Consider the following 25,951-nt stretch of genomic DNA (forward strand, 5'->3'; position numbering starts at 1 on the left):
CTGCTCCAGTCCCGGGTGGTTTCACGACGAATGACGCCATGCGGTCGGCGTCGAAGCGGTCGTCCGCGGCCCGGTCACGCGTCGGTGCGGCGCCTGACCGCTAACCCTCCAGCACGACGAGCCGCTCGGTCGCGCGGGTCATCGCCACGTAGCGGTCGACCGCGCCCTCGATCCCATCGCCGAACGTCGACGGCTCGACGAGCACGACGAGGTCGAACTCGAGCCCCTTCGCGAGCTCCGGGGTGAGCGAGCGCACCCGCTCCCGCGGGGCGAAGGACGGATCGCCGATGACGCACGCCACACCCTCGCCGTGCCCGTCGAGCCATTCGGCGAGGATGCCGTCGCGCTCCGCCACCGTGCCGCGGCGCACCGGCACCCCGCTCGAACGGATCGACGTGGGCACGTTCGCGTCGGGGATCGCGGCGCGGATCACCGGCTCGGCCTCGATCATGACCTCGCTCGGCGTGCGGTAGTTGATCGTGAGCGACGACACGCCGACCTCGGTCAGACCCGCGTGCTCCAGGCGCTCCTGCCACGACTCGTGGAAGCCGTGCCGTGCCTGCGCCCGATCGCCGACCACCGTGAAGCTGCGCGACGGGCAGCGGGCCAGCAGCATCCGCCATTGCGCATCCGTGAGCTCCTGCGCCTCGTCGACGACCACGTGCGCGAACGGCCCCGCGAGCAGGTCGGGGTCGACGGTGTCGAGCACCGACTCGTCGACGAGGCTGTTGCGCAGGTCGTCGCCGTCGAGCCACTGCACCATCTCGTCGCCGGCCTCTTTCAGACGGTCGACGACCTGCGCCATGTACTCGCGCTCCTGCGCGAGCTTCGCCTCGCGCTCCCGGCGTCGTCGCGACGCCCCCGGATCGCCCAGCCGGCGCCGGGCCGCGTCGAGCAGCGGCAGATCCGCGGTCGTCCAGGCCGCGGAATCCGATCTCTCGAGCGCCGCGATCTCATCCGGTTCGAGCCAGGGAGCGCAGCGGCGCAGATACGCGGGGACCCTCCACAGATCGGACACGAGAACGGATGCCTCGACCAGCGGCCACGCGCGACCGAAGGCGCGCGTCAGCTCCTCGTTGAGGGCCAGCGCCCGCCGCAGCTGATGCAGCGGCACCTCCTCGCCGTCGACCTGGTCGGTGAGCATGTCGAGGACCGTCTCCCAGACCTGGTCGCGCGCCTCGTTGTGGGGCACGCCCGCCTCGGCCGACGCGAACGCCTCGGCCCAGTCCTGGGGAGCGAACCGCAACTCGGCCCACGGTGTCTCGACGAGCAGGCCCTCCGTGGGCGGCTCCTCGTAGAGCCGGACGGCGGGCTCGATCGCGTCCACCATGCGCGCGTCTGCCTTCAGGCGCGCGACGACGGGGTCGATCTCGGGCGCCGCCGCTGCGCCCTCGGTCACGAGGTCCCGCAGGGTGCAGGTCTGCACGCTCTCCTCGCCGAGGCTCGGGAGCACGTCCTCGACGTAGGAGAGGTACGCGGGGCTCGGGCCGACGAACAGCACTCCGCCGCGCCCTTCGCCGAGGCGCGGGTCGGAGTACACGAGGTACGCGGCGCGATGCAGCGCCACCACGGTCTTGCCCGTGCCGGGGCCGCCGTCCACGACGAGCGCACCCCGTGAGCCGGCACGGATGATCGCGTCCTGATCGGCCTGGATCGTGCCGAGCACATCGCGCATGCGGGGCGAGCGGCTCGCGCCGAGGCTCGCGATGAATGCGGACTGGTCGTCGAGGGCCGCATTGTGGTCGAGTCCCTCGGCGGTGAAGACCTCGTCCCAGTAGTCGGTGACGTGGCCGCCGGTCCAACGGTACCGACGGCGGCTCACGAGGCCGGAGGGGTGCGCGTGCGTGGCGGCGAAGAAGGACTCGGCGGCGGGCGTACGCCAGTCGACGAGCAGGCGGTGGCCGGCAGCATCCGTGAGTCCGAAGCGGCCGATGTAGACGGGCTCGGAGCCGTCGGCGGGAACCATGCGGCCCAGACACGCGTCGACCCCGAAGCGGCGCAGCACCCGCAGCCGCGCGGAGACGCGGTGGATCTCGATGTCGCGCTCGACACCCGCCTGGCCGTGCCCGCCGGGGCGGCGGCGCAGCTCGTCGAGGCGCAGCTCGAGTCCCGCGATCGAGCGCTCGAGGGTGTCGGCGATCGCGGCGAAGTGCTGCTCGTCGCGGCCGATGAGCGCCGGGTCGGCCTTGGCGGCGAGGCGGGCGGGAAGGTGGAAGGCGGTGAGGTCGGCTGAGGGAGAGCTCGGGTTGGAATCGCTGATCGAAGGGGTGTTCACGGCATCGGCTCCAGGCGGCTTCGCGACGCGGTTTCGGGCGGAGGGAGTGGGCGGGGAACGGGGCAGGAGCGTCGCGACCGACCAGTATGCGCCCTCGTGGGGCCCTTGCCGCAAGTCCCCCACGCGCGGATATCCTGGTCGTGGCAGGACGGTCGCGCCTCTGCGTGCGCAGGCCCCCGCCTCACCCCTCCAACTCGCTCGGCTGTCACGCGTCGTTCACCTCGGCGGAGGTGTTCACGCGATCCGCATGATGCCCGCCGAGCGCGCCGCTCTATACGGTGACCTCCGGGGGCCCGTTGCGCACGCCCACCGCTCGGGGACAGGAGACACGCATGACCGCTGACGACCGCACCTCTGTCGTGGGGGAGCCGCTCCCACCCGCACGGGTGCTGCCCTTCGCGCCGAAGCCGTCGGGCAGCTACGCGGGCCGCACGCTCGCCGAGTCGACGTACTCGCCGCTGCCGCCCGAGCGCCACCTGAACGAGAACGCGCCCAACGTGCTCGTCATCCTCATCGACGACGCCGGGCCCGCGCTCCCGGCGCCCCTCGGCGGCAAGGTCGCCACACCGACGCTCGATCGCATCCGCCGGGGCGGCATCGGCTACAACCGCTTCCACACCACGTCGATGTGCTCGCCGACCCGCGCCTCGCTGCTGACGGGTCGCAACCACCACCGGGTCGGCGCCGGTCAGATCGCCGAGCTCGCCAACGACTGGGACGGCTACTCGGGCCACATCCCCAAGTCGAGCGCCACCATGGCCGAGGTGCTGCGCAATTACGGCTACTCGACCGCGGCGTGGGGCAAGTGGCACAACACGCCCGCCGAAGAGACGACGAAGGCCGGCCCCTACGAGAACTGGCCGACCGGCAACGGCTTCGAGTACTTCTACGGCTTCCTCGCGGGCGAGGCGTCGCAGTACGAGCCCAACCTGGTGCGCAACACGACGTCGGTGCTGCCGCCGAAGTCGCCGGAGGAGGGGTATCACCTCAGCGAGGACATCGCCGACGATGCGATCTCGTGGCTGCGCGACCACAAGGCGCTCTCTCCCGACAAGCCCTTCTTCATGTACTGGGCGACCGGCGCCATCCACGGCCCGCACCACGTGCACAAGGAGTGGGCCGACAAGTACAAGGGCGTCTTCGACGACGGGTGGGACTCCTACCGGGAGGACGCGCTCGCCGGGGCGAAGGCGGCGGGCTGGGTGCCCGAGGATGCCGTGCTCACGCCCCGGCCCGACTCGCTGCAGGGCTGGGTCGACATCCCCGATCACCAGAAGCCGTTCCAGGCCCGTCTCATGGAGGTGTGCGCCGGGTTCGGCGAGCACGCCGACGTGCAGGCCGGCCGTGTGGTCGATGAGCTCGAGCGACTGGGGTACGCCGACGACACGATCGTCATCTACATCTGGGGCGACAACGGCTCATCGGGCGAGGGTCAGAACGGCACGATCAGCGAGCTGCTCGCGCAGAACATGATCCCGACCACGATCGACCAGCACATCGCGGCTCTCGAGGAGCTCGGCGGCCTCGACGCACTGGGCACGCCGGCGACGGACAACCAGTACCACGCGGCCTGGGCCTGGGCCGGCTCCTCGCCATACCAGGGCATGAAGCTGATGGCCTCGCACCTCGGCGGCACCCGCAACCCGATGTTCATCCAGTGGCCTGGGCGCATCGAGCACGACCCCGTGCCGCGCACCCAGTTCCACCACGTGATCGATCTGGCACCGACGATCTACGAGATCCTGGGCATCTCCCATCCCGACACGGTCAACGGCATCCCGCAGGACCCGATCGACGGCACGAGCTTCGCCTACTCGATCGACGACAAGGCCGCCGAGGGGCGGCACCGGGTGCAGTACTTCGAGATCATGGCGAGCCGGTCGATCTACGAGGACGGCTGGATCGCCTCGACGACCGGGCCGCGCCTGCCCTGGGTGCCCGGTGTGCCGGCGGGCATCCAGACCTGGACGCCCGCCGAAGACAAGTGGGAGCTCTACAACCTCGACGAGGACTGGAGCCAGTCGAAGGACCTCGCCGACCAGCACCCCGAGAAGCTCGCCGGGCTCAAGGAGCTCTTCGCGATCGAGGCGGCGAAGAACAAGGTGCTCCCCATCGGCGGCGGGCTCTGGGTCGTGCCCTTCCACCCGGAGCTGCGCATCTCCCCGCCGTACACCGAGTGGGAGTTCTCGGGCGAGACGTTCCGCGTGCCCGAGTTCTGTGCCCCCGCCCTGGGAAACAAGCCGAACATCGTGTCCATCGACGTGAAGGTCGGCGACATGGCCAACGGCGTCCTGTACAAGCTCGGCGGCGCGGGCGGCGGCCTCACGGCGTTCGTCGTCGACGGCGTCCTGACGTACGAGTACAACCTGTTCCTCGTGCAGCGGACGACCATCGCTGCCACCGAGACCCTCGCTCCCGGCGACCACACGATCGAGATCGAGACCTCGTACCTCGAACCGCGACCGGGCGGCCCGCTCAGCGTCGTGCTGCGCGTCGACGACGCCGAGGTCGCGTCGGGAACGGTGCCGGTCAGCGCGCCGCTGCTTTTCTCGGCCAACGACTGCCTCGACGTCGGCCGCGCGTACGGCGGCGCTGTGTCGCGGGCGTACGTCGACAAGATGCCGTTCGCCTTCGACGGCGAGATCGGCCGCGTGCACGTCGCGTACAAGGTGCCCGCCCAGGCGTAGCGGGATCCGAAGCGGCGGCCCTCGATCCTCGCCGGTCGGGGGCCGCTCCCGTTCAGAATGTGGACGGATGCTGCTCCCGTCGGTGTGCCGCATCCCGGAAGCGCGATCCGTCGCGTTCGCCTGCTCGCGTCGTCGCGGGTATTTTTGAACCTGGTTCAGTCGTCCTGGACCGGATCCATGCGCCGTGACGGGAGACGACGACGATGCCGGACTCGCACTCCGCGCGCGCGCTTGCCCGCGTCGCGATCGTCGGCGACGGTCGCGTCGGTCGCGCGATGGTGTCCGCGCTCCGGCAAGCGGGTGTCGACGTGCAGGGTCCCCTCGGTCGCGGCGCGACGGGTGAACGCGCCGGCATCGTGCTGCTGGCGGTGCCGGATGCCGAGATCGGTGCGGCCGCGGCGCTCATCGCACCGGGCTGTGTCGTGGGGCATTTCTCGGGCGCGACGACGCTCGAGCCGCTCGCGCCGCACGAGGCGCTCAGCATCCATCCCCTCACCACCGTGACCGGCGAGACCTCCTTCGAGGGCGTGCCCGCGGCCCTCGCCGGCTCGACCGCGGAGGCCCTCGCCATGGCGCACGCGCTCGCCGGCGCGCTGGGGATGAGGCCGTTCGACGTATCCGACGCCGACCGGCCCGCGTACCACGCGGCAGCGTCGATCGCCTCGAACTTCCTCGTGACGCTCGAGTGCTTCGCCGAGGACCTCGCCGCGACCGCGGGCGTTCCCCGCGAGGCGCTCGCACCGCTCGTGCGCGCGACGGTCGCGAACTGGGAGGGGCACGGCGCCGCCGCCCTCACCGGTCCGATCGCCCGCGGCGACGAGCAGACCGTCGCCCGCCAGCGTGCCGCCGTGGCCGAGCGGCTCCCGGAGCGCGCCGAACTCTTCGACGCCCTGGTCGCCGCCACGCGCGACCTTCGCGCGCGGCAGGGAGCGGGCTCATGATCGTCGTCCGCACCGTCGCCGACCTGCGCGCCGCGCTGCGGGAGCGCCGTGGCGGCAGCATCGGCCTCGTCCCGACGATGGGCGCCCTCCACGAGGGGCACGCGACCCTTCTGCGTGCTGCCCGCGACACCGACGAGACCGTCGTCATGACGATCTTCGTCAACCCGGCGCAGTTCGACGAGCAGTCCGACCTCGCCGCGTACCCCCGCACCGAGGACGCCGACCTCGCGCTCGCCGAGGCCGAGGGAGTCGACGTCGTCTTCGCCCCGGAGACCTCCGAGGTCTATCCCGACGGCTTCGCCACCACCGTGAGCGTCGGCGGCGCGATCGCCGAGACCCTCGAGGGCGCCGAGCGCGGCCGTGCGCACTTCGACGGCGTTGCGACGGTCGTGACGAAGCTGATGCTCGCGGCGCTTCCCGACCACGCGTACTTCGGCGCGAAGGACGCCCAGCAGGTCGCGGTCATCCGCCGCTTCGTGGCCGACCTCGGCATCCCGGTCACCCTCGTCGTGTGTCCCACGTCGCGCGACGCGGACGGCCTCGCCCGCTCCAGTCGCAACACCCGCCTCTCGCCCGAAGAGCGCGCGCGGGCGCTCGCGATCCCGCATGCCCTCCAGGAGGTGACGGATGCTGCGGCCGCCGGCATCGCCGACACCGAGGCGCTGCACGCCCGAGCGCTGGCGACGCTCGAGGCATCCGGCATCCGTCCCGAGTACGTCGCCTTCGTCGACCCGCTCACATTCGCCCCCGTCTCGGTCGTCGACGGACCGGTGCTGGTCGCGATCGCGGCCCGCGTCGGCAGCACGCGGCTCATAGACAACACCGTCCTAGGAGGTGCGTGATGCGCGCACAGGTCACCCTGCAGCGACTCGCCGAGATGAAGGCGCGCCGCGAGCCGATCGTGATGGTCACGGCATACGACTACCCGACCGCTCGGGTTGCGGAGCAGGCCGAGGTCGACATGGTGCTCGTCGGCGACTCCGGCGCGCAGGTGGTGCTCGGGCACGATTCCACCGTCGCAGTCACCGTTGACGAGATGCTCGTGCTCGCCGGCGCCGTGCGCCGCGGCGTGCAGTCGGCGTTCGTCGTGGCCGACCTGCCGTTCGGGTCGACCGAGGTGTCGGACGAGCAGGCGGTCACGACCGCGATCCGGTTCGTCAAGGAGGCAGGCGCCGACGCCGTCAAGCTCGAGGGCGGGGGAGGGGCGCGGCTCAGCCGCATCCGAGCGATCGCCGAGGCGGGCATCCCGGTCGTCGCGCACGTGGGCCTCACGCCACAGACGGCGGTGGCTCTCGGGGGCCTTCGCGCCCAGGGGCGCACCGCGGAGTCGGCCGCCCGCATCGTGCGCGAGTCCCTCGCCGTGCAGGACGCCGGCGCGAGCGTGCTCGTCATCGAAGCGGTGCCCGCCGATGTCGCCGCCGTCGTGCTGCCGGCGCTCGAGATCCCGGTGATCGGCATCGGCGCCGGACCCGCCGACGGCCAGGTGCTCGTGATCCACGACCTGCTCGGCATCACCGAGGGCAAGACCGCGGCGTTCGTCAAGCGCTACGGCGCCATCGGGCCCGACATGGTGGCCGGCGTCGCCGCTTACGCCCGCGAGGTTCGGGGCGGGGTATTTCCCGGCCCCGAGCACGGGTACTCGGCCACCGACGTCGCGATCGAGGCCGCCCGCGCCGAGCTCGACGCCCGCTCGCGCGACTGACGTCCGGGCCGCGGCATCCGTCCTGCTCCGCGCTTACTTCGCCACGAGCGTGGTCTGGAAGCCGTACATCGGCATCGGCACGCGCGCGGGGAGCACCTCGTCCCGCAGGCGAACCGGAAGCCGCTCCTCGGCCGAGATCGTGGCGTCGGTTGCTCGATGCCGACGCGCAGCGGGGCGAAGTGGTGCGCGACATCCTCGTTCCAGCAGCCTGACAGACCGTCCGGCGGGCGCGCGTCATCCGGCTGTCCGAGCACCCAGCGGCTCGGTAGCCTGAGGCGACCCACCTCGCAACGAAGGGAGTCCGGGCCATGGCAGGCTGGCGCATCCGTGACTATCACGCCGACGACGTCGACGGCATTCTCCGGCTCTGGGAGCAGGTCACCGCCGAGGGCGTCGTGCCGGTGTACAGCCTGTCCGAGGTGCTCACGTCGTGCGCGAAGGATCACGCCGTGGTCGCCGTCGTGGGCGAGCAGGTCGTCGGCGCCGCGATCGGCCGGGCGGCGCACGCGCAGGGCTGGGTCGTCTTCCTCGCCACCGCCTCGCACGCGCGGGGCGTGGGCATCGGCTCCTCCCTCCTCGCCGCGCTGGAGGCGCGCATGGCACCGCAGGGCATCTCCAAGCTGTCCGCGCTCATGCCGGCCGCCGAGACCCGGATGGGCGCATTCCTGCACCAGGGCTTCGAGCTGATGCAGGACCTGCACTACTTCGAGCGGCACATCCCGGTGCAGCGCGAAGAGCTCAAGCGCCTCGCCGAGCTCGGCGGCCGCGTGCTGCCTCGCGGACTGTGGGACGCGGTGGGCGGCATGAACACCGAGAAGGAACTGCTCGAGCGGCGGGTGGTGCTGCCGCTCGCCCAGTCCGAGCTCGCAGAGCGCTTCGGTGTCGTGCCGCCGCGCGCGATCGTGCTGTTCGGACCGCCCGGCACCGGCAAGACGACGTTCGCGAAAGCGATCGCCTCCCGACTGGAGTGGTCGTTCGTCGAGGTGTTCCCGTCGCGCCTCGCGTCGCACCCCGGCGGGCTGGCGGGGGCGCTGCGCGAGACGTTCGCGACCATCGCCGAGCTCGAGCACGCCGTCGTCTTCATCGACGAGGTGGAGGAGATCGCCTCGCACCGGCAGGGCGAGCCGCCGTCTCCCACGCAGGGCGTCACGAACGAGCTGCTCAAGATCATTCCGGCCTTCCGTGAGCAGCCGGGACGCCTCCTGATCTGCGCGACGAACTTCATCAGGTCGTTGGATGCCGCGTTCCTCCGCCACGGCCGCTTCGACTACGTGATCCCGATCGGCCTTCCTGACCAGCAGGCCCGCGATGCGATCTGGCGCCGGTACATCCCGGAGGCCGCCGTGGGGATCGACGTGCCGGAGCTGGTCACGATGACCGACGGGTTCTCTCCCGCCGACATCGAGTTCGCGGCGCGCAAGGCGTCGCAGTCGGCCCTGGAGAACGCTGTGGACTCGGGTTCGTCCGAGCCCGAAGGGCCGTTCATGGACGACTACACCGCCGCGATCGCCGGCACCCGCGCCACGGTCTCGGCCCAGGTCGCCGCCGACTTCCTCGAGGACATCGAGACGGTCGGCCGCCTATAGCGGCGTTCAGAGCCCATGGAAAGGTCGTGCGGTGTGCGGACGGGATGCCAGGGCCGAGGCATCCGTTCCTGCACGAGACCCCCTGCCAGGCGGCAACGGGTCTCGCGCGCGAAAGGGTGTCGCGTCAGAGCGTCGCGGCGAGCGGGTCGAAGTCCGCGGGGAGCGAGCCGACCCCGCCGAGGGTGCTCGCGACGTCGACGTAGGTGCGCGACGCGGCCGCCTCTTCGATCGACAGCAGGGTGTCGAGCACGTGGTAGCCGAACTCGCCGGTGGCGATGTGCGGGCGGCCGTCGCGGATCGAGCGCGCCATGTCGAGCAGGCCCAGGCCGCGACCGGCGAGCACGCCCTCCTGCGGCACCTCGAGGATCTCCTGCTCGCCCACCGTCGCGTCGGTGAGCGGACGGATGATCGAGATGTCGCCGCCGAACTTGTTCGGGTCGGGGATCACGATCGTTCCCTCGGTGCCGTTGATCTCGACGATGCCGTGGCGCTTGAGCGGCGAGTCGGTGCTGTAGAGGCTCTGCGCGTGACCGCCCTGCTCGAAGTCCATCAGCACCGACAGGGTCGACGGGATCTCGACCGGGAACTCCTGGCCGGCGAGCTCGCCGGACTTGACGGTGCGGGTCGGGACGCCCCGGAGCCCGAGAGCGGCGACCGACGCGACCGGACCGAAGACGTGCACGAGCGTGGAGACGTAGTACGGCCCCATGTCGAGCAGAGGGCCGGCGCCCTTCGCGTAGAGGAAGGCGGGGTTCGGGTGCCAGAGTTCGGGGCCCTGCCACTGGAAGGTCGTCGTCGCGAACAGCGGGCGGCCGATGTCGCCGCGCGCGATCGCACGCTTGGCCGTCTGCACGCCCGGGCCGAGCACGGTGTCGGGCGCGACGCCGACGCGCAGGCCCGCGGCATCCGCCGTCCTGAGCAGTCGCGCCGACTCCTCGCGGTCGATGCCGATGGGCTTCTCGGTCCACACGTGCTTGCCGGCGGCGATGATCGCCTCGGAGACCTCGACATGCACGGCCGGGATCGTGAGGTTCACGACGATGTCGACGTCCGGGTCGCTCAGTACGACATCCACGCCGCCGGCGTGCGGCACGCCGTACTTCTCGGCCTGCGCCCTGGCGCGCTGCTCGAGGACGTCGCCGATCGCGATGACGCGCACGTCGGGGAAGCTCGACAGGTGCGTCAGATACTGGTCGCTGATGTTGCCCGCGCCGATGATGCCGACGCCGACGACTCCGGAGGAAGTCGTCGCCATCAGACGGCTGCCTTCTCGCTGAGCGTCTCCTCGAGGAAGACGCGACTCTTCTCGACCGCGCCGAACAGGTCGCCGTCGAAGTGGTCGAACTCGACGATCGCGACCTCGAGGGCCGGCGCCGCGGCGATCGCCTCGGCGAGCGGGACGACGCCCTGGCCGGCGGGGACCTGATCGGCCGGCGGGTAGGCGGCGACGGCCTCGGCCTCGAGCGTGCCGTCCTTGACGTGGACGGCGATCACGCGGTCGCCGAGGGTGCGCAGGAGGGTCGGCGAGTCGATACCGGCGCGGGCGACCCAGTACAGGTCGATCTCGAGCACGACGCGCTCGTCGAGAAGGTCGGCCAGGAGTTCGAGGCCGGTCTTGCCGTCGAAGGTCGCCTCGAGCTCGTGCGCGTGGTTGTGGTAGCCGACACGGATGCCGCGGGCCGCGCCGAGCTCGGCCGCGGCGTTGAGCTGCTGGGCGATGTCGGCGATGTGCTCCCGGCTCTGCCACAGCGCGGGGTCGGTGTAGGGCTCGATGACCGTGGTCATGCCGAGGGTCTCGGCGGCGTCGAAGACGGCCTCCGCGGCGGGAACCGCGCGGGTCGTCGTCGTGCCGTCGGGGCCGATGAACGATGTCGAGGCGAGGAACGCGTGGCCGGTCGGCGCGGCGATGCGGTTCGCCTTCAGCGCGGCAGCGAGGGGCTCGGCCCGGTGGACGAAGTCGTAGGGCTCGGCGGCGGTGAAGCCGCGCGAGGCGAGCTCGGCCAGGGTGCCGTCGAGGTCGGCGTCGAGAGCCTCGCGGACGGTGAACAGCTGGATGGATGTCTGGACCGGCATCGGTCGCGCTCCTTCGGTGTCTGCTTCGACAGGTCTGTCTGGGGTGGCGAGCGCGGACGGACCCGCCTCGATGCGGGAAACGGTATCACGAAAACCTCCAGATGGAGGTTTTTCTTCGATAGCATGGTGGCATGGCCGACGAGGAGCACCAGGCGACCCTGCGCGGGTCGTACGCGAAGGGCGTCGCCCGTCGCCAGGAGATCCTCGATCGCGCCATCGAGGTGTTCGCGGAGCGCGGCTCGGACCGCACGAGCCTCCGGGCCATCGCCCAGGAGGTCGGCGTGACTCACGCCGCGCTGAAGCACTACTTCGGGTCGCTCGAGGAGCTCCTGATCGCCGTCTACCGGCAGTCCGAGGCGCGCGGCGACGACCGGGAGCCCACCCCGCCCGACGTGACGCCCACCGAGCTCCTTCGCCGGTGGAGCGACGCGAACCATGAGGTGCAGGGCCTCGTGCAGCTCTACTCGTCGCTCGTCGCCTCGGCCCTGGCAGAGGGGCACCCCGCCGCTCGCGAGTTCGCGACGGAGCGCTTCGCGCGCGTGCGCGCCGAGATCGCCGAACGCGTGCGGCACAATCAGCGCGCGGGCCGCATCCGGGCCGACGTCGACCCGATGGCCACCGCAGCGCTGGTGATCGCCGCATCCGACGGTCTGCAGACCCAGTGGCTGCTCGACCCCGACGCTCCGCAGGACGCCGCGCTCGCCCTCCTCGACCAGCTGCTCTCGGAGCCGGCGCGCGCCGAGCATCCGGCGAACTGACGGGAGCACGGATGCCGCACCGCAACGCCGGCCGGAGTCTCGCAGCCGACCTGCACCACGCGGCGACGAGTCTGTTCCGCCTCGCGCCCGCGCCGGCACCGCGGTGGGCGATCGGCCTGCGCGCCGCGATCGCGATGGCGGTGCCGATCGCCGCGATGACGCTGCTCGGGCGTCCTGACCTCGGCTTCCAGGCGGCGACGGGCGCGTTCGTCGCGCTCTACGGCACGCATCTCGCGGTGCGCGAGCGGGCGCGTGCCGTGCCCTTCGTCGCCGGTGGACTCGTCCTCGCAGCGGTGCTGGGCGCCCTCGTGGGTCGGTCTGCAGTGGCGACGCTGGTGGGACTCGCGGTGGTCGCGATCGCCGCGGCGGTGGCGATGTTCGGCTTCGCGGTCGGTCCGCCCGGTCCCCTCTTCGTCGTGCTCGTGTACGGGCTGTCGGCGCACGTCGTCGCCTCGGGAGCGGATGCCGCGACCTCCGTCGGCGCGGTGGCCTGCGGCATCCTGTTCTCGTCGCTCGTGTCGTTGGCTCCGCTGATCCTGCGAAGCCGGCGACGCCTCGCCGCGCGGCCGCTGCGCGAGGTGCTGCCGGGCCCGTCGTGGCCGCCGGGTGAGCGGATGCTGGTGGCCAGAGTCGCGCTTGTGACGGTGGTCGGCATCGGCGTGGGACTGTTCGTCGACCCGGACCGTGCGTACTGGATCGTCGGTGCCGCGATCGCGGTCGTGGGCGTCGCCGCCGACCGGCGGGCCGCGTTCAGCCGCGGTCTGCATCGCATGATCGGCACGATCCTCGGCGTCGGCGTCTACCTCCTCCTCGCTCCGCTGCCGATTCCGGCGCTGTGGCTCGCGCTGCTCCTGGGCGCGCTGCAGTTCACGATCGAGCTGTTCGTCGTACGCAACTACGCTCTCGCCCTCGTCTTCATCACGCCGCTCGTGCTTCTGCTCACGGGTGCAGCGACGGGCGCGGTCGACACGGTCGCGGTCGCGACGGAACGCGTCGTCGACACGCTCGCGGGCGCGGTGCTCGGTGCGGTGAGCGGTCTGCTGCACGCGCGCGACGACCTGGCGGGCTGATCCGGACGGATGCTGCGGCCTCACGCCGTCGCGAGCGGATAGACCTTCCGCAGCACGAGCCGCTGGGCCAGCGTCCACGCGACGGTCGTGGCGAGGTACAGGGCCGCGGCGAGCGGCACGAACGCCGCGAAGACCGCGGTCGTGAACGGCAGCACTCCGGTGAGCCTCGCCACGCCGGCGCCTGCCAGGGGCGCAGCATCCGGTGTCGACTCGATCTCTGGGCGGAACGCGCGCCGTGTGATCTCGGCCACCACGACGATCACGGCGAGCACCGCTGCGAACACCCCGAGGGTCGCCGCGGAGGCCGTTCCCGCGGCGACCACGCCCACGAGGCTCGTGCCCAGCGGGACGGTGATGAGCTCATGGGCGAGCAGCGCGTTGGCGTGTCCGGCGATCGAGGTGTGGAGGAAGAGCGCGTACACGATCGCGACCACGGGCGCTTGCGCGAGCATCGGCAGGCAGCCCGCGAATGGCGAGGCTTTCTCGTCGGCGTAGAGCTTTCTGGTCTCGCGCTGCAGCCGCTCGGGGTCGCGCTTGTGGCGTCGCTGCAGTTCCCTGAGCTTCGGCGCGAGACGGCTGCGAGTCTGCTCGGCCTTGGCCTGCGCGATGCCGGCCGGGATGAGCGCGGCGCGCACCAGCAGGGTGAGCGCGATGACGGATGCCGCGGCCGCCGCGGATCCGGCGAGAGGCTCGAGCAGCGCGGCGAGCCCCATCAGGAGGGAGTAGGCCGCGTCGAGGGTCGCGGCGACAGGCGGGAAGGCATAAAGGTCCATGGGCGTCCATTCGTCGGGTGTCGGTTCGTGGCGTGCGGCCACGAAGGCACCGGCGAAGGTCCTTGAGGAAGACGTGCGTCGGGCTACGCGGCCAGAGCCGCGGAACCCGGAGCGCGCGGACGGGAGTGCCCCGGAGCGTCGGGGTGGGACGCGGTGAGCCGCGTCGCGTCGGAGATCGCCCGCCGCGGGTGCGCCGCGGCGGCGATCCCTCGAAGGGGGGAGAAGAGAACGGCGATCGCGACGGCCAGCAGCGCGAGGGTCGCGAGCACGGCGACCGCGATCACGAGTGCGCCGGCCTCCGGGTGCGGAACCGGCGAGATCTCGAGCAGCGATGGGACAGCCGAGCCGAGCAACTCCGCTGCGGGACGCAGTGCGGAGCCGAGCACCTCGATGACGAGGCGCAGGCCCGCGGCGATGGTCTCGATCACGCGCACCCCCTCTGTCGCGGCCACGGTACCACGCGGGCGACTGGCGTCCGCCGCGCCCCCACCGCGGCGCTCGGGCATGCGGAGCACGTGGCTTCCCCATCGGGCGCTCGCGCGGTCGCCGGTGTCGGTCGTGTCGGGCAGGGTGGAAGGGTGACAGCGACCACCACGACCCGCACCGAGGCCCTCGAGGTGCTGCGCACGCTCGTCGGACGCGACGATGCCGACTTCCACGACGGCCAGTTCGAGGCGATCGAAGCACTTGTCGACGAGCGCCGGCGCGCACTCGTGGTGCAGCGCACAGGGTGGGGCAAGTCGGCGGTCTACTTCGTGTCGACGCTGCTCCTGCGACGGCGCGGGGCGGGACCGACCGTGCTCGTGTCGCCTCTCCTGGCGCTCATGCGGGACCAGATCGCCGCCGCTGCGCGCGCCGGGGTGCGGGCCGTGAAGATCGACTCGACGAACGCGCACGAATGGGGTGACGTGCTCGCACGGCTCGACCGCGACGAGGTCGATGTGCTGCTCGTGTCGCCCGAGCGGCTCAACAATCCGTCCTTCCGCGACGAGCAGCTGCCGCAGCTCGTCGCCCGCATCGGGCTCTTGGTGGTCGACGAAGCGCACTGCATCAGCGACTGGGGGCACGACTTCCGTCCGGATTACCGGCGCCTGCGCGATCTCATCGCGCGCATGCCCGCGGGCGTGCCGGTGCTCGCGACCACCGCGACCGCCAACAGCCGTGTGGTCGCCGACGTCGCCGAGCAGCTCGACGCCGGCATCGCGGGCTCGGGAGCAGCCTCCTCGAGCGTCCTCACGATCCGGGGGCCGCTTGCCCGGGCCTCGCTGCGCCTCGGTGTGCTGCGTCTTCCGAACTCGCCGAGCCGGCTGGCGTGGCTCATCAGCAACCTCGGCGACCTGCCGGGCTCCGGCATCATCTACACCCTCACGGTCGCGGCCGCCAACGACACGGCACGCCTGCTGCGTGAGCGCGGGTACGACGTGCGCGCCTACACCGGGCAGACCGACACCGACGAGCGCGAAGAATCCGAGGCTCTCCTCAAGGGCAACCGCGTGAAGGCGCTCGTGGCGACGAGCGCGCTCGGCATGGGGTTCGACAAGCCCGACCTCGGCTTCGTCGTGCACATCGGCGCGCCGTCGTCGCCCGTGTCGTACTACCAGCAGGTCGGCCGCGCCGGCCGCGCGACCGACTCGGCCGACGTGCTGCTGCTGCCCGGGGTCGAGGATCGCGACATCTGGCACTACTTCGCGACGGCCTCGATGCCCGACCGCGACCGCGCAGAGCGGGTGCTGGCCGCGCTCGCCGCATCGGCGGGGCCGATGTCCACACCCGCGCTCGAAGCGGTCGTCGACATCCGCCGCACTCCGCTCGAGCTGCTGCTCAAGGTCCTCGACGTCGACGGGGCTGTCGGCCGGGTGCGCGGCGGATGGATCGCCGCCGGTGAGGCGTGGACGTACGACGAGGAGCGCTACCGTCGCATCGCTGCGGAGCGCGTCGCCGAGCAACAGCACATGATCGACTACGAAGAGACCACCGCGTGCCGGATGGAGTTCCTGCAGCGCTCGCTCGACGATGACACGGCCGCGCCCTGCGGGAGGTGCGACAACTGCGCCGGCGCCTGGTTCCCGACGGCCATCGGAGCGGGAGCGACGGATGCCGCGGCCGCTGCCCTCGACCGCGTCGGAGTGCCGATCGAGCCTCGGCGCCAGTGGCCCACCGGCGCCGACCGGCTCGGCGTGCCGGTCAAGGGCCGCATCGCCGCCGACGAGCAGGCCGGCGAAGGGCGTGCGCTCGCGCGTCTCACCGACCTCGGCTGGGGCGGCGCGCTCCGGGATCTGTTCGCGGCGGGGGCGACCGATGCGCCGCTTCCCCAGAATGTGCTCGCGGCGTGCGTGCGCGTGCTCGCGGAGTGGGGCTGGGAGAATCGCCCCGTCGCGGTCGTCGCGATGCCGTCGCGGACCAAGCCGCAGCTCGTCGCCTCGCTTGCGCAAGGGATCGCCGAGATCGGCCGCCTGCCGTTCCTGGGCGCGCTCGGCCTCGTCGACGGCGGTCCCAACGGCCATGCCGGCGGCAACAGCGCCTTCCGGGTCGCCGGGGTCTGGGGGCGGTTCTCCACCACCGGCCTCGACGTCCCAGCCGGACCGGTGCTGCTGGTCGACGATCGCGTCGACAGCGGCTGGACCCTCACGGTCGCCGCGCGCGAGCTCCGCCGCGCCGGTGCGAGCGAGGTGCTGCCCTTCGCGCTGGCCCTCCGCGGCTAGACCTCAGGTCTCGGTCGGCGGCTTCGGCCGCGGCCGACGCACGATGAGGTAGATCACGGCCGCCGCGACGAGCAGCACCACCAGCACGACCCACGGCACCCAGGTGATCGGCGCGGCGGCGTTGTCGCCCGCCTCGGCGGTGGGCGAGGGAGTCGGCGTCGCCGTCGGCGTGGGCGTGGGCGTCGGGGTCGAGGTAGGTGTGGGGGGCGTGGTGGCCGTCGGCTCGGGCGTGGGGGTCGCGGTCGGCTCGGGCGGCGCCGTGCGCACCGGGACGGGCGTCGTGGGCTCGGGCGTCGGCTCCGGCGTCGCGGTGGGCTCGGCGGTGGGCTCGGGAGTCGGCTCGGGCGTCGGCCCGGGGGAGCGGGTCGGAAGGACGGGCGTCCGCGTCGGTTCCGGCGTCGGTTCGGCCGTCGGCTCCGGGGAGGCCGTCCGCGTCGGCAGGCTCGTGGGCAACCCGGTGGGCAACTGGGTCGGGAGCGCGGTGGGGATCGGGATCCCCCCGTTGCCGCATCCGGCGAGGAGCGTGAGCCCCGCCGCGATGGCGAGTCCAGCGAGCATCCGGGCCGCGAGCGATCGCCGCGGTGCCCGGGATTCACGTGTCGCGCGAGGGTGCGGCATCCGTTCCTCCATCGGTTCTTGCGGAATCGTACGGCCGCGCGCAGAGCCCGCCCCGGATTCGCCCCGAGACACACCGCGCAGGGCCGGGCGGGTGCGCCGGCACATGACACCGTGTGACGCCTCGTGTCGTCGTGTCGCGGCGTGTGTCGTCGCGACGTTCCGCGCGGTCCGGGGCCGGGCGAGCATGGCCGCATGCCTTCCCCACTCATCTCGCCGACCGAGCTCGCCGACCTCATCCGCAGCGGCACCCCGCCGCGGATCCTCGACGTGCGCTGGCGGCTCGACCGGCCCGAGGGGCGGCCGGCGTACCTCGACGGGCACCTGCCCGGCGCCGTCTATGTCGACCTCGATCACGAACTGGCTCGCCGCGGCGATCCGCGCGAGGGGCGTCATCCCCTGCCGCCGCGCGAACAGCTCGAGGCCGCGGCGCGGCGGTGGGGCATTCGCAACGGCGACACGGTGGTCGCGTACGACGACGTGCACTCCGTCGCCGCCGCCCGTGCCTGGTGGGTGCTGACGAGGTCGGGGCTCGCCGACGTCCGCGTGCTCGACGGGGGCCTGCGCGGCTGGCTGGCAGAACGCCTCCCGCTGGACACCGGCGACGTCCAGCCCAGGCGGTCCGGGGACGTCGTGCTCGACGAGATCACCGAGGGCGTCGCCGACATCGACGGCGTGGAGGAGTGGCCCGACCACGGCCTGCTGCTCGATGTGCGTGCCCCCGAACGGTACCGCGGCGACGCCGAACCGCTCGACCCCGTCGGCGGTCACATCCCCGGCGCCGTGAATCTTCCGACGACCGTCCACCTCACGGCGGGCAGGTTCCGTTCCCCCGACGAGATCCGCGCCGAGTTCGCGGCAGCGGGCGTGGCCGACGGCGTCTCGGTGGCGGCGTACTGCGGCTCGGGCATTGCAGCGACCCACACGGCGCTGGCCGGGGCGCTCGCCGGCATCGACGTCGTGGTCTACCCCGGCTCGTGGAGCCAGTGGTCGCGCTCGCGCGGTCGTCTCGCCGCCGTCGGCCCTGCGCCGTCGCTGGACGTGGTGCCGGTATGACCGAGGTGCTGCGGGATGCCCCCGCGATCCAGACCATCGCCGACCGTCCGCTGCGCGTCGTGGGCGTGTCGGGCTCGCTCCATGAGCCGAGCCGCACGACAGCGCTGGTGCGAAGGATCCTCGCCGGCGTCGCGCAGCGCATCCCCGCGGAGACGGAGCTCATCGAGATCGCGCGGCTCGGCGCCGGCTTCGCGGGCGCGCTCACCCGCGAGGAGGTCGCCCCCGAGGTCGAGACCGCCCTGCAGGCGATCGAGTCCGCCGACCTGCTCGTCGTCGCGAGCCCGGTGTACCGGGCGTCTTTCACGGGGCTGTTCAAACACCTGTTCGACTTCGTCGGGCAGTACGACCTCGTGGGCACGCCGGTGCTGCTCGCAGCGACCGGCGGCGGCGAGCGGCATGCGCTCATCATCGAGCACCAGCTGCGACCCCTGTTCGGCTTCTTCCAGGCGCTGACCCTGCCGATCGGGGTCTACGCGTCGAACAGCGACTTCGGGGACTACGAGCTGACCTCGCCCGAGGTCGTGCGCCGCGTCGGGCAGGCCGTCGACCGATCCTTGCCGCTCGTCGAGCAGGCCGCACTCGTCCGCCGATCGGAGTACGTCGCGACCTGGTGAGCCGCGGCGTCTCGACGCAGTGCCGCCAATCCCCATAGACTGACGTTCGTGTTGACCGGTCGGTGTTGTCGCCCCTGCTGTTGAAGCCCTCGCTTCACGCAGACCTCAGTAGACCCTGACAACCCCCCCCCGCGCACCCGCGCGGCAACACTCCAGGACACAACGTGCGTTACGCCCAGAGCGTGGCCGACCTCGTCGGCGACACCCCTCTCGTCCAGCTGACCCGTGTCACCGACGGCATCGCCGCGACGGTGCTCGCGAAGGTCGAGTACTTCAATCCCGGCGGTTCCGCCAAGGACCGCATCGCCGGCCGCATCATCGATGCCGCCGAACGTGACGGTCTCTTGAAGCCCGGCGGCACGATCATCGAGCCGACGAGCGGCAACACCGGCGTGGGTCTCGCGCTCGTGGCCATCGAACGCGGCTACCGGATGATCTTCGTCGTACCCGACAAGTTCGCCGGCGCGAAGGTCGACGTTCTCAAGGCCTACGGCGCTGAGGTCGTCGTGACCGAGACCAGCGTGCCTCCCGAGGATCCGCGCTCGTACTACAGCGTGGCCGACCGGCTCGTCAGCGAGATCCCCGGGGCGTTCAAGCCGAACCAGTTCGCGAACCCGAACGGGCCGCTCAGTCACTACGAGAGCACCGGACCGGAGATCTGGCGCGACACCGACGGCCGCGTCACGCACTTCGTCGCCGGCATCGGCACCGGCGGCACGATCACCGGCACGGGCCGCTACCTGCACGAGGTGTCGGGTGGCCGCGTGCGGGTGGTGGGAGCCGATCCCGAGGGGTCGATCTACTCGGGTGGACCCCTGCACGGCTACCTCGTCGAGGGCGTCGGCGAGGACTTCTGGCCCGAGAGCTACGACCCGTCGGTGCCCGACGAGATCCACCGGATCTCCGACGCAGAGACGTTCGCGATGACGCGGCGCCTCGCCCGCGAGGAGGGGCTCCTCGTCGGCGGATCGAGCGGGATGGCGGTCGTCGCGGCCCTGCGCACCGCGCGCGATCTCCCCGCCGATGCCGTCGTGGTCGTCCTGCTGCCCGACCACGGCCGCGGCTATCTCCACCGGTTCTACGACGACGGCTGGATGCGCGACCACGGCTTCGACGTCGCACCCGCCGACCTCGTGCCCGGTGCGCAGGCCGGGCACGAGGCATCCGTCACCCCCACCGAAGGAGCACCCGAATGACCGAATCCACGAACGACCGCGGCTTCGAGACGCGTGCGGTGCACGCCGGGCAGGCCTTCGACCCGACGACGGGCGCCGTGATCCCCCCGGTGCACTTCTCGACCACGTACGCGCAGGACGGCATCGGCGGGCTGCGCCAGGGGTATGAGTACGGCCGCAGCGGAAACCCGACGCGCACCGCGCTCGAGACGCAGCTGGCCGCCCTCGAGGGCGGCGCGCACGCGCTGTCGTTCGCGTCGGGTCTCGCCGCCGAGGACGCGCTGCTGCGCGCGGCGCTGAAGCCGGGCGACGAGGTGCTGCTCGGAAGCGACGTCTACGGCGGCACCTACCGGCTCATCGCCAGGGTGCTCGGCGGCTGGGGGGTCGGCGTGCGGGTCGTCGACATGAGCGACCTCGACACGGTGCGCGCGGCCCTCGAAGAGCGCCCGGCACGCATCGTGTGGGTCGAGACGCCGAGCAACCCGCTGCTGCGCATCACCGACATCGCCGGGCTCGCGCGCCTGGGCCACGAGGCCGGCGCGCTGGTGGTCGTCGACAACACGTTCGCGTCGCCCGCCCTGCAGCAGCCGCTCGCGCTCGGCGCCGATGTCGTCGTGCACTCGACGACCAAGTACCTCGGCGGGCACTCCGACGTCGTCGGAGGCGCCCTCGTGCTCAACGACGACACGCTGTACGGCGAGGTGAAGTTCCTGCAGTTCGCCGTCGGCGCCGTGTCGGGCCCGCTCGACGCGTGGCTGACGACGCGCGGCATCAAAACGCTGGCGCTGCGCATGCAGCGGCACAGCGAGAACGCGCAGGAGGTCGCGGAGTTCCTGTCGGGCCACGGCTCGGTCGCGCGCGTCTACTACCCCGGGCTCGCCTCGCACCCCGGGCACGAGCTCGCGGGGCGGCAGATGAGCCGGTTCGGCGGGATCGTGTCGGTGGCGCTGGCGGATGCCGCGTCCGCACGTCGCTTCGCCGAGTCGACGCGCCTGTTCCAGCTGGCCGAGTCGCTCGGCGGCGTCGAGTCGCTCATGAACTACCCCGACGAGATGACGCACGCCTCGGTGCGCGGCACCGAGCTCGCCGTCCCGCCGGAGGTCGTTCGCCTCTCCGTCGGCATCGAGTCGTCCGCCGACCTCCTGGCCGACCTCGACCAGGCGCTCTCCGGGCTCTGACACGACCGGACGCGGGCTCGGGGCATGACCCGCGAGGCCCGGCATCCGCACCGTCGACGCGGCGATCTTCGACGCCGTCGAGCTGGCCTACGACGTCGCCGGCCGCGCAACGCTCCGCGGCTGACATCGGACCGGCTGTGGGGCGGTGGCTACGCTGGGGCCGTGGACCCTGTCACCGCAACGCTCGTCATCCTGGGGCTCGCGGTGGTCGCCTTCGTGAGCAACCACGTGCCGATCGGCGTCGTGGCGATCGGCGTCGCGCTGACCCTCTTCTTCACCGGCGTGCTGACGTTGCCGCAGGCGCTCGCGGGGTTCGGCGATCCGACCGTCCTCTTCATCGCGGGCCTCTTCGTGGTGAGCGAGGCGCTCGACGCCACCGGCGTCACCGCCTGGGCGGGGCAGAAGGTGATCGGCCGTGCCGGCACGAAGCGCTCGACGCTGCTGATCGTGATCGCGCTCCTCGTCGCGGGACTCACGGCGCTCATCAGCATCAACGGCGCGGTCGCCGCGCTGCTGCCGCTCGTGGTGGTCGTCGCCGCCCGCGCGGGCATCGCCTCGTCGAGGCTCCTCATGCCGCTGGCGTTCGCCGCATCGGCCGGTTCGCTGCTGCTGCTCACCGGCACCCCGGTCAACATCATCGTCTCCGAGTTCGCCGCCTCCGCGGGCGGGCGCGAGTTCGGGTTCTTCGAGTTCGCGCTGGTCGGCATCCCCGTCCTGCTCGGCACCGTCGCGATCCTCCTCGTCGGCGGCGGTCTCGTGCCGGAGCGCACGGGCGCGCTGATGCCGCTCGACCTCGTGCGACACGCGCGTCTGCTGCGCCAGCAGTACTCTCTCACCCTCGACACCGGCATGCTGCTCGGCCCCGAGACGGGCGTCACGGAAGTGGTCGTTGCCCCGCGGTCGCCGCTCATCGGCAAGCACGTGTGCGCCGGCATGACCACACCCGACGGCGACCTGGTGGTGCTCGCGGCGCGTCGCGGCGACGAGCAGCTCAAGGGCACCGAGTTCGTCGTGCAGGCCGGCGACGCCCTCCTGCTGCAGGGCGCGTGGGACGACCTGACGCGCAAGACGAACCAGCCCGGGGTGCTCGCCGTGGACGACCCCGCGCAGCTGCGTCGTTCAGTGCCGCTCGGCAAGGGTGCGAAGCGTGCGATCGGCATCCTGCTCGCGATGATCCTGCTGCTCGCGACCGGGCTGGTCCCCCCTGCGGTGGCCGCGCTGCTGGCCGCGTGCGCCCTCGTGCTCACCCGCACGGTGACGGTGACGCAGGCGTATCACTCGATCTCGTGGACGACCATCGTGCTCATCGCCGGCATGATCCCTCTGTCGACGGCGTTCATCAGCACCGGCACGGCGGACCTCGTGGCGGACGGGATGCTGTCGTTCCTCGGTGACGCGGGGCCGCATGTCGCCCTGCTCGCCCTGTGCGGGCTGACGGTCGTGCTCGGGCAGCTCATCAGCAACACCGCGACGGTGCTCATCGTCGCGCCCATCGCCATCGCGGTCGCGCGGTCGCTCGAGGTCTCGGTGCAACCGTTCATGATGGCGCTGGCGGTCGCGGGTGCGGCGGCGTTCCTGACGCCGATCGCGACGCCCGCGAACCTCATGGTGATGGAGCCGGCCGGGTACCGCTTCGGCGACTACTGGAAGCTCGGCCTGCCGCTCGTGCTGCTCTTCCTCGTGACGGCGGTCTGGTACGTCCCGCTCGTCTGGCCGTTCTGACGCCGCCGGATGTGGATCCTTCGGGGCGGCTTCTACCGGACAACAGCGTCCGGTACTAGGCTACACCCGTGCCGAGCACCGCATCCCCCCGTGCGCTCCCTCGCCAGAACCGAGGCCCCGCCGCAGCAGCCGACAACCGGAAGGCGTTGATCGCCGCTGCCCGTGAGGTCTATGCCGAAGGCGGCCTGCAGGCCCCCTTCAGCGCCGTCGCCAAGCGCGCCGGCGTCGGGCAAGGAAGCCTGTACCGTCATTTCCCCGACCGAACCGCCCTCGCAGTCGCCGTCTTCGAAGACAATGTGCGCGACCTCGAGGAGTACACGGCGTCGCCCGATCGCACGATCGACGACCTGCTCGACCGCGTGGTCGATCAGGCGGTCGTGTCGACGGCGTTCATCGAGCTCATCACCGCGGATCTCTCCGACCGCCGGGTCGCGTCGCTCGGCGCGCGATTCCAGGCGCTCGTGGAGCGTCTCGTCGCCCGTGACCGGGCCGCCGGGCGCATCGGATCGCATGTCGAGACCGAGGATGTGACCCTCGCGACGGGCATGCTGGCGACCGAGCTGGCCCGTGCCGATCCGGCCCGGCGTCGGGCGGTCGCACGCCGGGCGCGAGCACTGTTCTCGGCGGCGTTCGCACCGCGCTGATCAAGCATTCGCGCCGCGCTGATCCGGCACTAGGCTCCTGCCATGGGCCGGTTCATCTACGACACCAACGCCAACTCGGTCGACATCGACGACCGCACGCTGGCGCATCTTCGTATCGTCATGATGAACAAGCTGCGACGCTCCGAGCCGTTCATGTTCGACGTCGAGATCGGCGACGGCAGCGGCCGGCGGAGCTTCTGGATCCACCCCGCAGTGCCGATCCAGTTCCACTTCTTCGGCAGTCGTCAGCCGCGCATCAATCGCCGCTGGGTCGAAGAGCTCATGCTCTCCGCAAGCGGTCCCAGCGGGCTGTCGATCCTGCCTGAGCCCGAAGAGGACGACGCGCGGCCCGCGACCGAGGAGTGAGCGCTACCGGGCGACGTCGTCCGGGGTCACCTCGGTGCCGCCCACGGTGAGACGGTCGACGTCCAGGTGGTCGACATCGACATTACCGAGCGTCACGTCGGGGCTGTCGCCCTCGACGCCCTGCACGGGCACCGGGCCGGTGTCGAAGTGCTCGGCGACCAGCATGATGCCGCCGGTGGAGCTGGCCGAGTTCGCGAGCTCCTCGATCCACTGGCGGCTGAGCTCCGCGGGCTCGGGATCGTCGAAGACGAAGCGCAGCGGGATCGACGGGTGCAGCCAGATCGTGCTGCGGCCCCTGGGCTGGTCGTCAGGGTGCTTCCACGACAGCGTGAAGCTCTCATCGCGTCGCAGCTTCGTCGCGATGACGACCTTCAGGTGCGCGAGTGCGCGGTCCTCGATATGGATCGGCATGGCGCCGCCGCCGTAGTAGATCGTGCCCACGCGCCAACCATAACCCCGGCCGGGCCGAAGGGTGGGGTCAGAGTCGCGTCCACGCCTCCGTGAGGACGCTGCGCAGGATCTGCTCGATCTCGTCGAACTCGTTCGGCCCGATCGTGAGCGGCGGCGCGAGCTGGATGACGGGGTCGCCGCGGTCATCGGCGCGGCAGTACAGTCCGGCGTCGAACAGTGCCTTCGACAGGAACCCGCGAAGCAGCCGTTCGGACTCGTCGTCGTCGAACGTCTCCTTCGTCGCCTTGTCCTTGACGAGCTCGATGCCGAAGAAGTACCCGTCGCCGCGCACGTCGCCGACGATGGGGAGGTCGGTGAGCCTCTCGAGGGTCGAGCGGAAGAGCGGCGAGTTCTCGCGCACGTGCTCGTTGATGCCCTCCTCCTCGAAGATGTCGAGGTTCTCGAGCGCGACCGCAGCCGAGACCGGGTGACCGCCGAAGGTGTACCCGTGGTAGAACGCGCGGTCGCCGTGGGCGAACGGCTCGTAGATCCTGTCGCTCACGATGGTGGCGCCGATCGGCGAGTAGCCGCTGGTCATGGCCTTCGCGCACGTGATCATGTCGGGGACGTACCCGTAGGCGTCGCACGCGAACATGTGGCCGATGCGCCCGAACGCGCAGATGACCTCGTCGGAGACGAGCAGCACGTCGTACTTGTCGCAGATCTGGCGCACGCGCTGGAAGTAGCCGGGGGGCGGGGGGAAGCAGCCGCCCGAGTTCTGCACGGGCTCGAGGAAGACCGCAGCGACGGTGTCGGGGCCTTCGAAGAGGATCATCTCCTCGATGCGATCGGCCGCCCAGACGCCGAACTCCTCGAGGCTGCCCGAGGGTGCGCCCATGTCGTCGGCACGGTAGAAGTTCGTGTTCGGCACGCGGAAGCCGCCAGGGGTGACCGGCTCGAACATCGACTTCATCGCCGGGATGCCGGTGATGGCGAGCGCGCCCTGCGGCGTGCCGTGGTACGCCACCGAGCGCGAGATCACCTTGTGCTTGGTGGGCTGGCCCTGGATCTTCCAGTAGTACTTCGCGAGTTTGAACGCGGTCTCGACCGCTTCGCCGCCGCCGGTGGAGAAGAACACCTTGTTGAGGTCGCCCGGCGCGTAGTCGGCGAGGCGGTCGGCGAGCTCGATGGCCGCGGGGTGCGCGTACGACCAGATAGGGAAGAACGCGAGCTGCTCCGCCTGCTTCGCGGCCACTTCGGCGAGGCGCTTGCGGCCGTGGCCCGCAGCCACGACGAAAAGGCCGGCCAGGCCGTCGATGTACCGCTTGCCCTGCGAGTCCCAGATGTGGTGCCCCTCGCCCTTGACGATGATCGGCACACCCGGTCCGTCGGTCATCACGGACTGGCGGGCGAAGTGCATCCACAGGTGGTCTTTCGCCATCTGCTGCAGTTCGGCGTCGCTGCGGGCAGGACGTCGGGTCACGGACTGCGCGGTACTGGACATGTGGAGCCTTCCGTCGGACGTGCTCCCACGCTACTCGCGCGCCCCGCGCGTCGACATGCGACGTTTCGTCCGGAACGGATGCTGCGACCAGCGGTCCGTCCGGACGCTCACGGGGAGCCG

General features: G+C 71.6%; 22 protein-coding genes and 1 pseudogene. 15 read left to right on the forward strand and 8 right to left on the reverse strand.

All coding sequences use genetic code 11. The annotated features are described in order from the left end of the window. Positions 1-100 precede the first annotated feature (100 nt). Positions 101-2,275, reverse strand: coding sequence for an RNA polymerase recycling motor ATPase HelR (helR, locus tag MRBLWH3_RS05900; RefSeq protein ID WP_363429596.1), 2,175 nt, complete (start codon positions 2,273-2,275; stop codon positions 101-103). Positions 2,276-2,607: 332 nt separating this feature from the next. On the opposite strand from helR, the gene MRBLWH3_RS05905 reads away from it, so the two are divergent. The 5 genes from MRBLWH3_RS05905 (at position 2,608) to MRBLWH3_RS05925 (ending at position 9,191) form a co-directional block, all read left to right on the forward strand. After that, the gene (locus tag MRBLWH3_RS05905; RefSeq protein WP_363429598.1) at positions 2,608-4,962 is read left to right on the forward strand and encodes an arylsulfatase; all 2,355 of its coding nucleotides are present in this window, start codon (positions 2,608-2,610) and stop codon (positions 4,960-4,962) included. A 203-nt stretch (positions 4,963-5,165) separates the two neighbouring features. Next, on the forward strand, positions 5,166-5,903 hold the full coding sequence (locus MRBLWH3_RS05910; RefSeq protein ID WP_363429600.1) for a Rossmann-like and DUF2520 domain-containing protein: 738 nt from the start codon (positions 5,166-5,168) through the stop codon (positions 5,901-5,903). Next, on the forward strand, positions 5,900-6,745 hold the full coding sequence (panC, locus tag MRBLWH3_RS05915; protein WP_363429602.1) for a pantoate--beta-alanine ligase: 846 nt from the start codon (positions 5,900-5,902) through the stop codon (positions 6,743-6,745). The genes MRBLWH3_RS05910 and panC overlap by 4 nt, the downstream gene beginning before the upstream one ends. Beyond that, positions 6,745-7,605, forward strand: coding sequence for a 3-methyl-2-oxobutanoate hydroxymethyltransferase (gene panB / locus MRBLWH3_RS05920; RefSeq protein WP_363429604.1), 861 nt, complete (start codon positions 6,745-6,747; stop codon positions 7,603-7,605). The genes panC and panB overlap by 1 nt, the downstream gene beginning before the upstream one ends. Positions 7,606-7,913: 308 nt before the next feature. Continuing rightward, the gene (locus MRBLWH3_RS05925; RefSeq protein WP_363429606.1) at positions 7,914-9,191 is read left to right on the forward strand and encodes an ATP-binding protein; all 1,278 of its coding nucleotides are present in this window, start codon (positions 7,914-7,916) and stop codon (positions 9,189-9,191) included. A gap of 124 nt (positions 9,192-9,315) precedes the next feature. Here the strand turns inward: MRBLWH3_RS05925 and MRBLWH3_RS05930 are convergent, their stop codons facing one another. Continuing rightward, on the reverse strand, positions 9,316-10,446 hold the full coding sequence (locus MRBLWH3_RS05930; RefSeq protein WP_363429608.1) for a Gfo/Idh/MocA family protein: 1,131 nt from the start codon (positions 10,444-10,446) through the stop codon (positions 9,316-9,318). Next, positions 10,446-11,264, reverse strand: a complete 819-nt coding sequence (locus MRBLWH3_RS05935) for a sugar phosphate isomerase/epimerase family protein (protein WP_363429610.1) — start codon at positions 11,262-11,264, stop codon at positions 10,446-10,448. The genes MRBLWH3_RS05930 and MRBLWH3_RS05935 overlap by 1 nt, the downstream gene beginning before the upstream one ends. Before the next feature lie 131 nt (positions 11,265-11,395). Between MRBLWH3_RS05935 and MRBLWH3_RS05940 the strand changes: the two genes are divergently transcribed. Then, complete coding sequence (locus MRBLWH3_RS05940) at positions 11,396-12,022, forward strand: TetR/AcrR family transcriptional regulator (protein WP_363429612.1); 627 nt, start codon at positions 11,396-11,398, stop codon at positions 12,020-12,022. Positions 12,023-12,033: 11 nt separating this feature from the next. Then, positions 12,034-13,092, forward strand: coding sequence for an FUSC family protein (locus MRBLWH3_RS05945; protein ID WP_363429614.1), 1,059 nt, complete (start codon positions 12,034-12,036; stop codon positions 13,090-13,092). A 20-nt stretch (positions 13,093-13,112) separates the two neighbouring features. Here the strand turns inward: MRBLWH3_RS05945 and MRBLWH3_RS05950 are convergent, their stop codons facing one another. Then, on the reverse strand, positions 13,113-13,865 hold the full coding sequence (locus tag MRBLWH3_RS05950) for a YidC/Oxa1 family membrane protein insertase (protein WP_363435331.1): 753 nt from the start codon (positions 13,863-13,865) through the stop codon (positions 13,113-13,115). An 83-nt stretch (positions 13,866-13,948) separates the two neighbouring features. Then, complete coding sequence (locus tag MRBLWH3_RS05955) at positions 13,949-14,293, reverse strand: DUF6412 domain-containing protein (protein ID WP_363429616.1); 345 nt, start codon at positions 14,291-14,293, stop codon at positions 13,949-13,951. A 150-nt stretch (positions 14,294-14,443) separates the two neighbouring features. Between MRBLWH3_RS05955 and MRBLWH3_RS05960 the strand changes: the two genes are divergently transcribed. Next, positions 14,444-16,567 (forward strand): RecQ family ATP-dependent DNA helicase, encoded by a 2,124-nt coding sequence (locus MRBLWH3_RS05960; protein ID WP_363429618.1) that lies wholly within the window; start codon positions 14,444-14,446, stop codon positions 16,565-16,567. A 3-nt stretch (positions 16,568-16,570) separates the two neighbouring features. Here the strand turns inward: MRBLWH3_RS05960 and MRBLWH3_RS05965 are convergent, their stop codons facing one another. Further along, positions 16,571-17,185, reverse strand: coding sequence for a hypothetical protein (locus MRBLWH3_RS05965; RefSeq protein WP_363429620.1), 615 nt, complete (start codon positions 17,183-17,185; stop codon positions 16,571-16,573). Positions 17,186-17,377: 192 nt separating this feature from the next. On the opposite strand from MRBLWH3_RS05965, the gene MRBLWH3_RS05970 reads away from it, so the two are divergent. From MRBLWH3_RS05970 to MRBLWH3_RS06000, 7 genes are all read left to right on the forward strand, one after another. Further along, complete coding sequence (locus MRBLWH3_RS05970) at positions 17,378-18,238, forward strand: sulfurtransferase (RefSeq protein ID WP_363429622.1); 861 nt, start codon at positions 17,378-17,380, stop codon at positions 18,236-18,238. Further along, positions 18,235-18,852, forward strand: coding sequence for an FMN reductase (msuE, locus tag MRBLWH3_RS05975; protein WP_363429624.1), 618 nt, complete (start codon positions 18,235-18,237; stop codon positions 18,850-18,852). The genes MRBLWH3_RS05970 and msuE overlap by 4 nt, the downstream gene beginning before the upstream one ends. A gap of 164 nt (positions 18,853-19,016) precedes the next feature. After that, positions 19,017-20,048, forward strand: a complete 1,032-nt coding sequence (locus tag MRBLWH3_RS05980) for a pyridoxal-phosphate dependent enzyme (RefSeq protein WP_363429626.1) — start codon at positions 19,017-19,019, stop codon at positions 20,046-20,048. After that, complete coding sequence (locus MRBLWH3_RS05985) at positions 20,045-21,205, forward strand: cystathionine gamma-synthase (protein WP_363429628.1); 1,161 nt, start codon at positions 20,045-20,047, stop codon at positions 21,203-21,205. Before MRBLWH3_RS05980 ends, MRBLWH3_RS05985 begins: the two co-directional genes overlap by 4 nt. A 162-nt stretch (positions 21,206-21,367) precedes the next feature. Next, positions 21,368-22,927 carry an SLC13 family permease gene (locus tag MRBLWH3_RS05990; RefSeq protein WP_363429630.1) on the forward strand — a complete coding sequence of 520 codons (1,560 nt, stop codon included), beginning with the start codon at positions 21,368-21,370 and terminating at the stop codon, positions 22,925-22,927. 68 nt (positions 22,928-22,995) lie between these two features. Continuing rightward, entirely contained in the window at positions 22,996-23,571 is a 576-nt protein-coding gene (locus MRBLWH3_RS05995) for a helix-turn-helix domain-containing protein (RefSeq protein WP_363429631.1), read from the forward strand. 42 nt (positions 23,572-23,613) lie between these two features. Continuing rightward, positions 23,614-23,937, forward strand: coding sequence for an ATP-dependent DNA ligase (locus MRBLWH3_RS06000; protein WP_363429633.1), 324 nt, complete (start codon positions 23,614-23,616; stop codon positions 23,935-23,937). Positions 23,938-24,078: 141 nt separating this feature from the next. Here the strand turns inward: MRBLWH3_RS06000 and MRBLWH3_RS06005 are convergent. Continuing rightward, a pseudogene (locus MRBLWH3_RS06005) lies at positions 24,079-24,378 on the reverse strand (hypothetical protein); the annotation flags it as partial. Between the two features lie 37 nt (positions 24,379-24,415). Continuing rightward, positions 24,416-25,831, reverse strand: coding sequence for an aspartate aminotransferase family protein (locus tag MRBLWH3_RS06010; protein WP_363429635.1), 1,416 nt, complete (start codon positions 25,829-25,831; stop codon positions 24,416-24,418). Between the last annotated feature and the right edge of the window lie 120 nt (positions 25,832-25,951).

It is taken from the genome of Microbacterium sp. LWH3-1.2 (assembly GCF_040675855.1).
GTDB lineage: Bacteria > Actinomycetota > Actinomycetes > Actinomycetales > Microbacteriaceae > Microbacterium.

Bases quoted from the DNA above. Each gene is read 5' to 3' on its own strand.
- MRBLWH3_RS05905 (WP_363429598.1), top strand. From the start codon at position 2,608: ATGACCGCTGACGACCGCACCTCTGTCGTGGGGGAGCCGCTCCCACCC.
- MRBLWH3_RS05910 (WP_363429600.1), top strand. From the start codon at position 5,166: ATGCCGGACTCGCACTCCGCGCGCGCGCTTGCCCGCGTCGCGATCGTC.
- panC (WP_363429602.1), top strand. From the start codon at position 5,900: ATGATCGTCGTCCGCACCGTCGCCGACCTGCGCGCCGCGCTGCGGGAG.
- panB (WP_363429604.1), top strand. From the start codon at position 6,745: ATGCGCGCACAGGTCACCCTGCAGCGACTCGCCGAGATGAAGGCGCGC.
- MRBLWH3_RS05925 (WP_363429606.1), top strand. From the start codon at position 7,914: ATGGCAGGCTGGCGCATCCGTGACTATCACGCCGACGACGTCGACGGC.
- MRBLWH3_RS05930 (WP_363429608.1), bottom strand. From the start codon at position 10,446: ATGGCGACGACTTCCTCCGGAGTCGTCGGCGTCGGCATCATCGGCGCG.
- MRBLWH3_RS05935 (WP_363429610.1), bottom strand. From the start codon at position 11,264: ATGCCGGTCCAGACATCCATCCAGCTGTTCACCGTCCGCGAGGCTCTC.
- MRBLWH3_RS05940 (WP_363429612.1), top strand. From the start codon at position 11,396: ATGGCCGACGAGGAGCACCAGGCGACCCTGCGCGGGTCGTACGCGAAG.
- MRBLWH3_RS05945 (WP_363429614.1), top strand. From the start codon at position 12,034: ATGCCGCACCGCAACGCCGGCCGGAGTCTCGCAGCCGACCTGCACCAC.
- MRBLWH3_RS05950 (WP_363435331.1), bottom strand. From the start codon at position 13,865: ATGGACCTTTATGCCTTCCCGCCTGTCGCCGCGACCCTCGACGCGGCC.
- MRBLWH3_RS05965 (WP_363429620.1), bottom strand. From the start codon at position 17,185: ATGCCGCACCCTCGCGCGACACGTGAATCCCGGGCACCGCGGCGATCG.
- MRBLWH3_RS05970 (WP_363429622.1), top strand. From the start codon at position 17,378: ATGCCTTCCCCACTCATCTCGCCGACCGAGCTCGCCGACCTCATCCGC.
- msuE (WP_363429624.1), top strand. From the start codon at position 18,235: ATGACCGAGGTGCTGCGGGATGCCCCCGCGATCCAGACCATCGCCGAC.
- MRBLWH3_RS05985 (WP_363429628.1), top strand. From the start codon at position 20,045: ATGACCGAATCCACGAACGACCGCGGCTTCGAGACGCGTGCGGTGCAC.
- MRBLWH3_RS06000 (WP_363429633.1), top strand. From the start codon at position 23,614: ATGGGCCGGTTCATCTACGACACCAACGCCAACTCGGTCGACATCGAC.
- MRBLWH3_RS06010 (WP_363429635.1), bottom strand. From the start codon at position 25,831: ATGTCCAGTACCGCGCAGTCCGTGACCCGACGTCCTGCCCGCAGCGAC.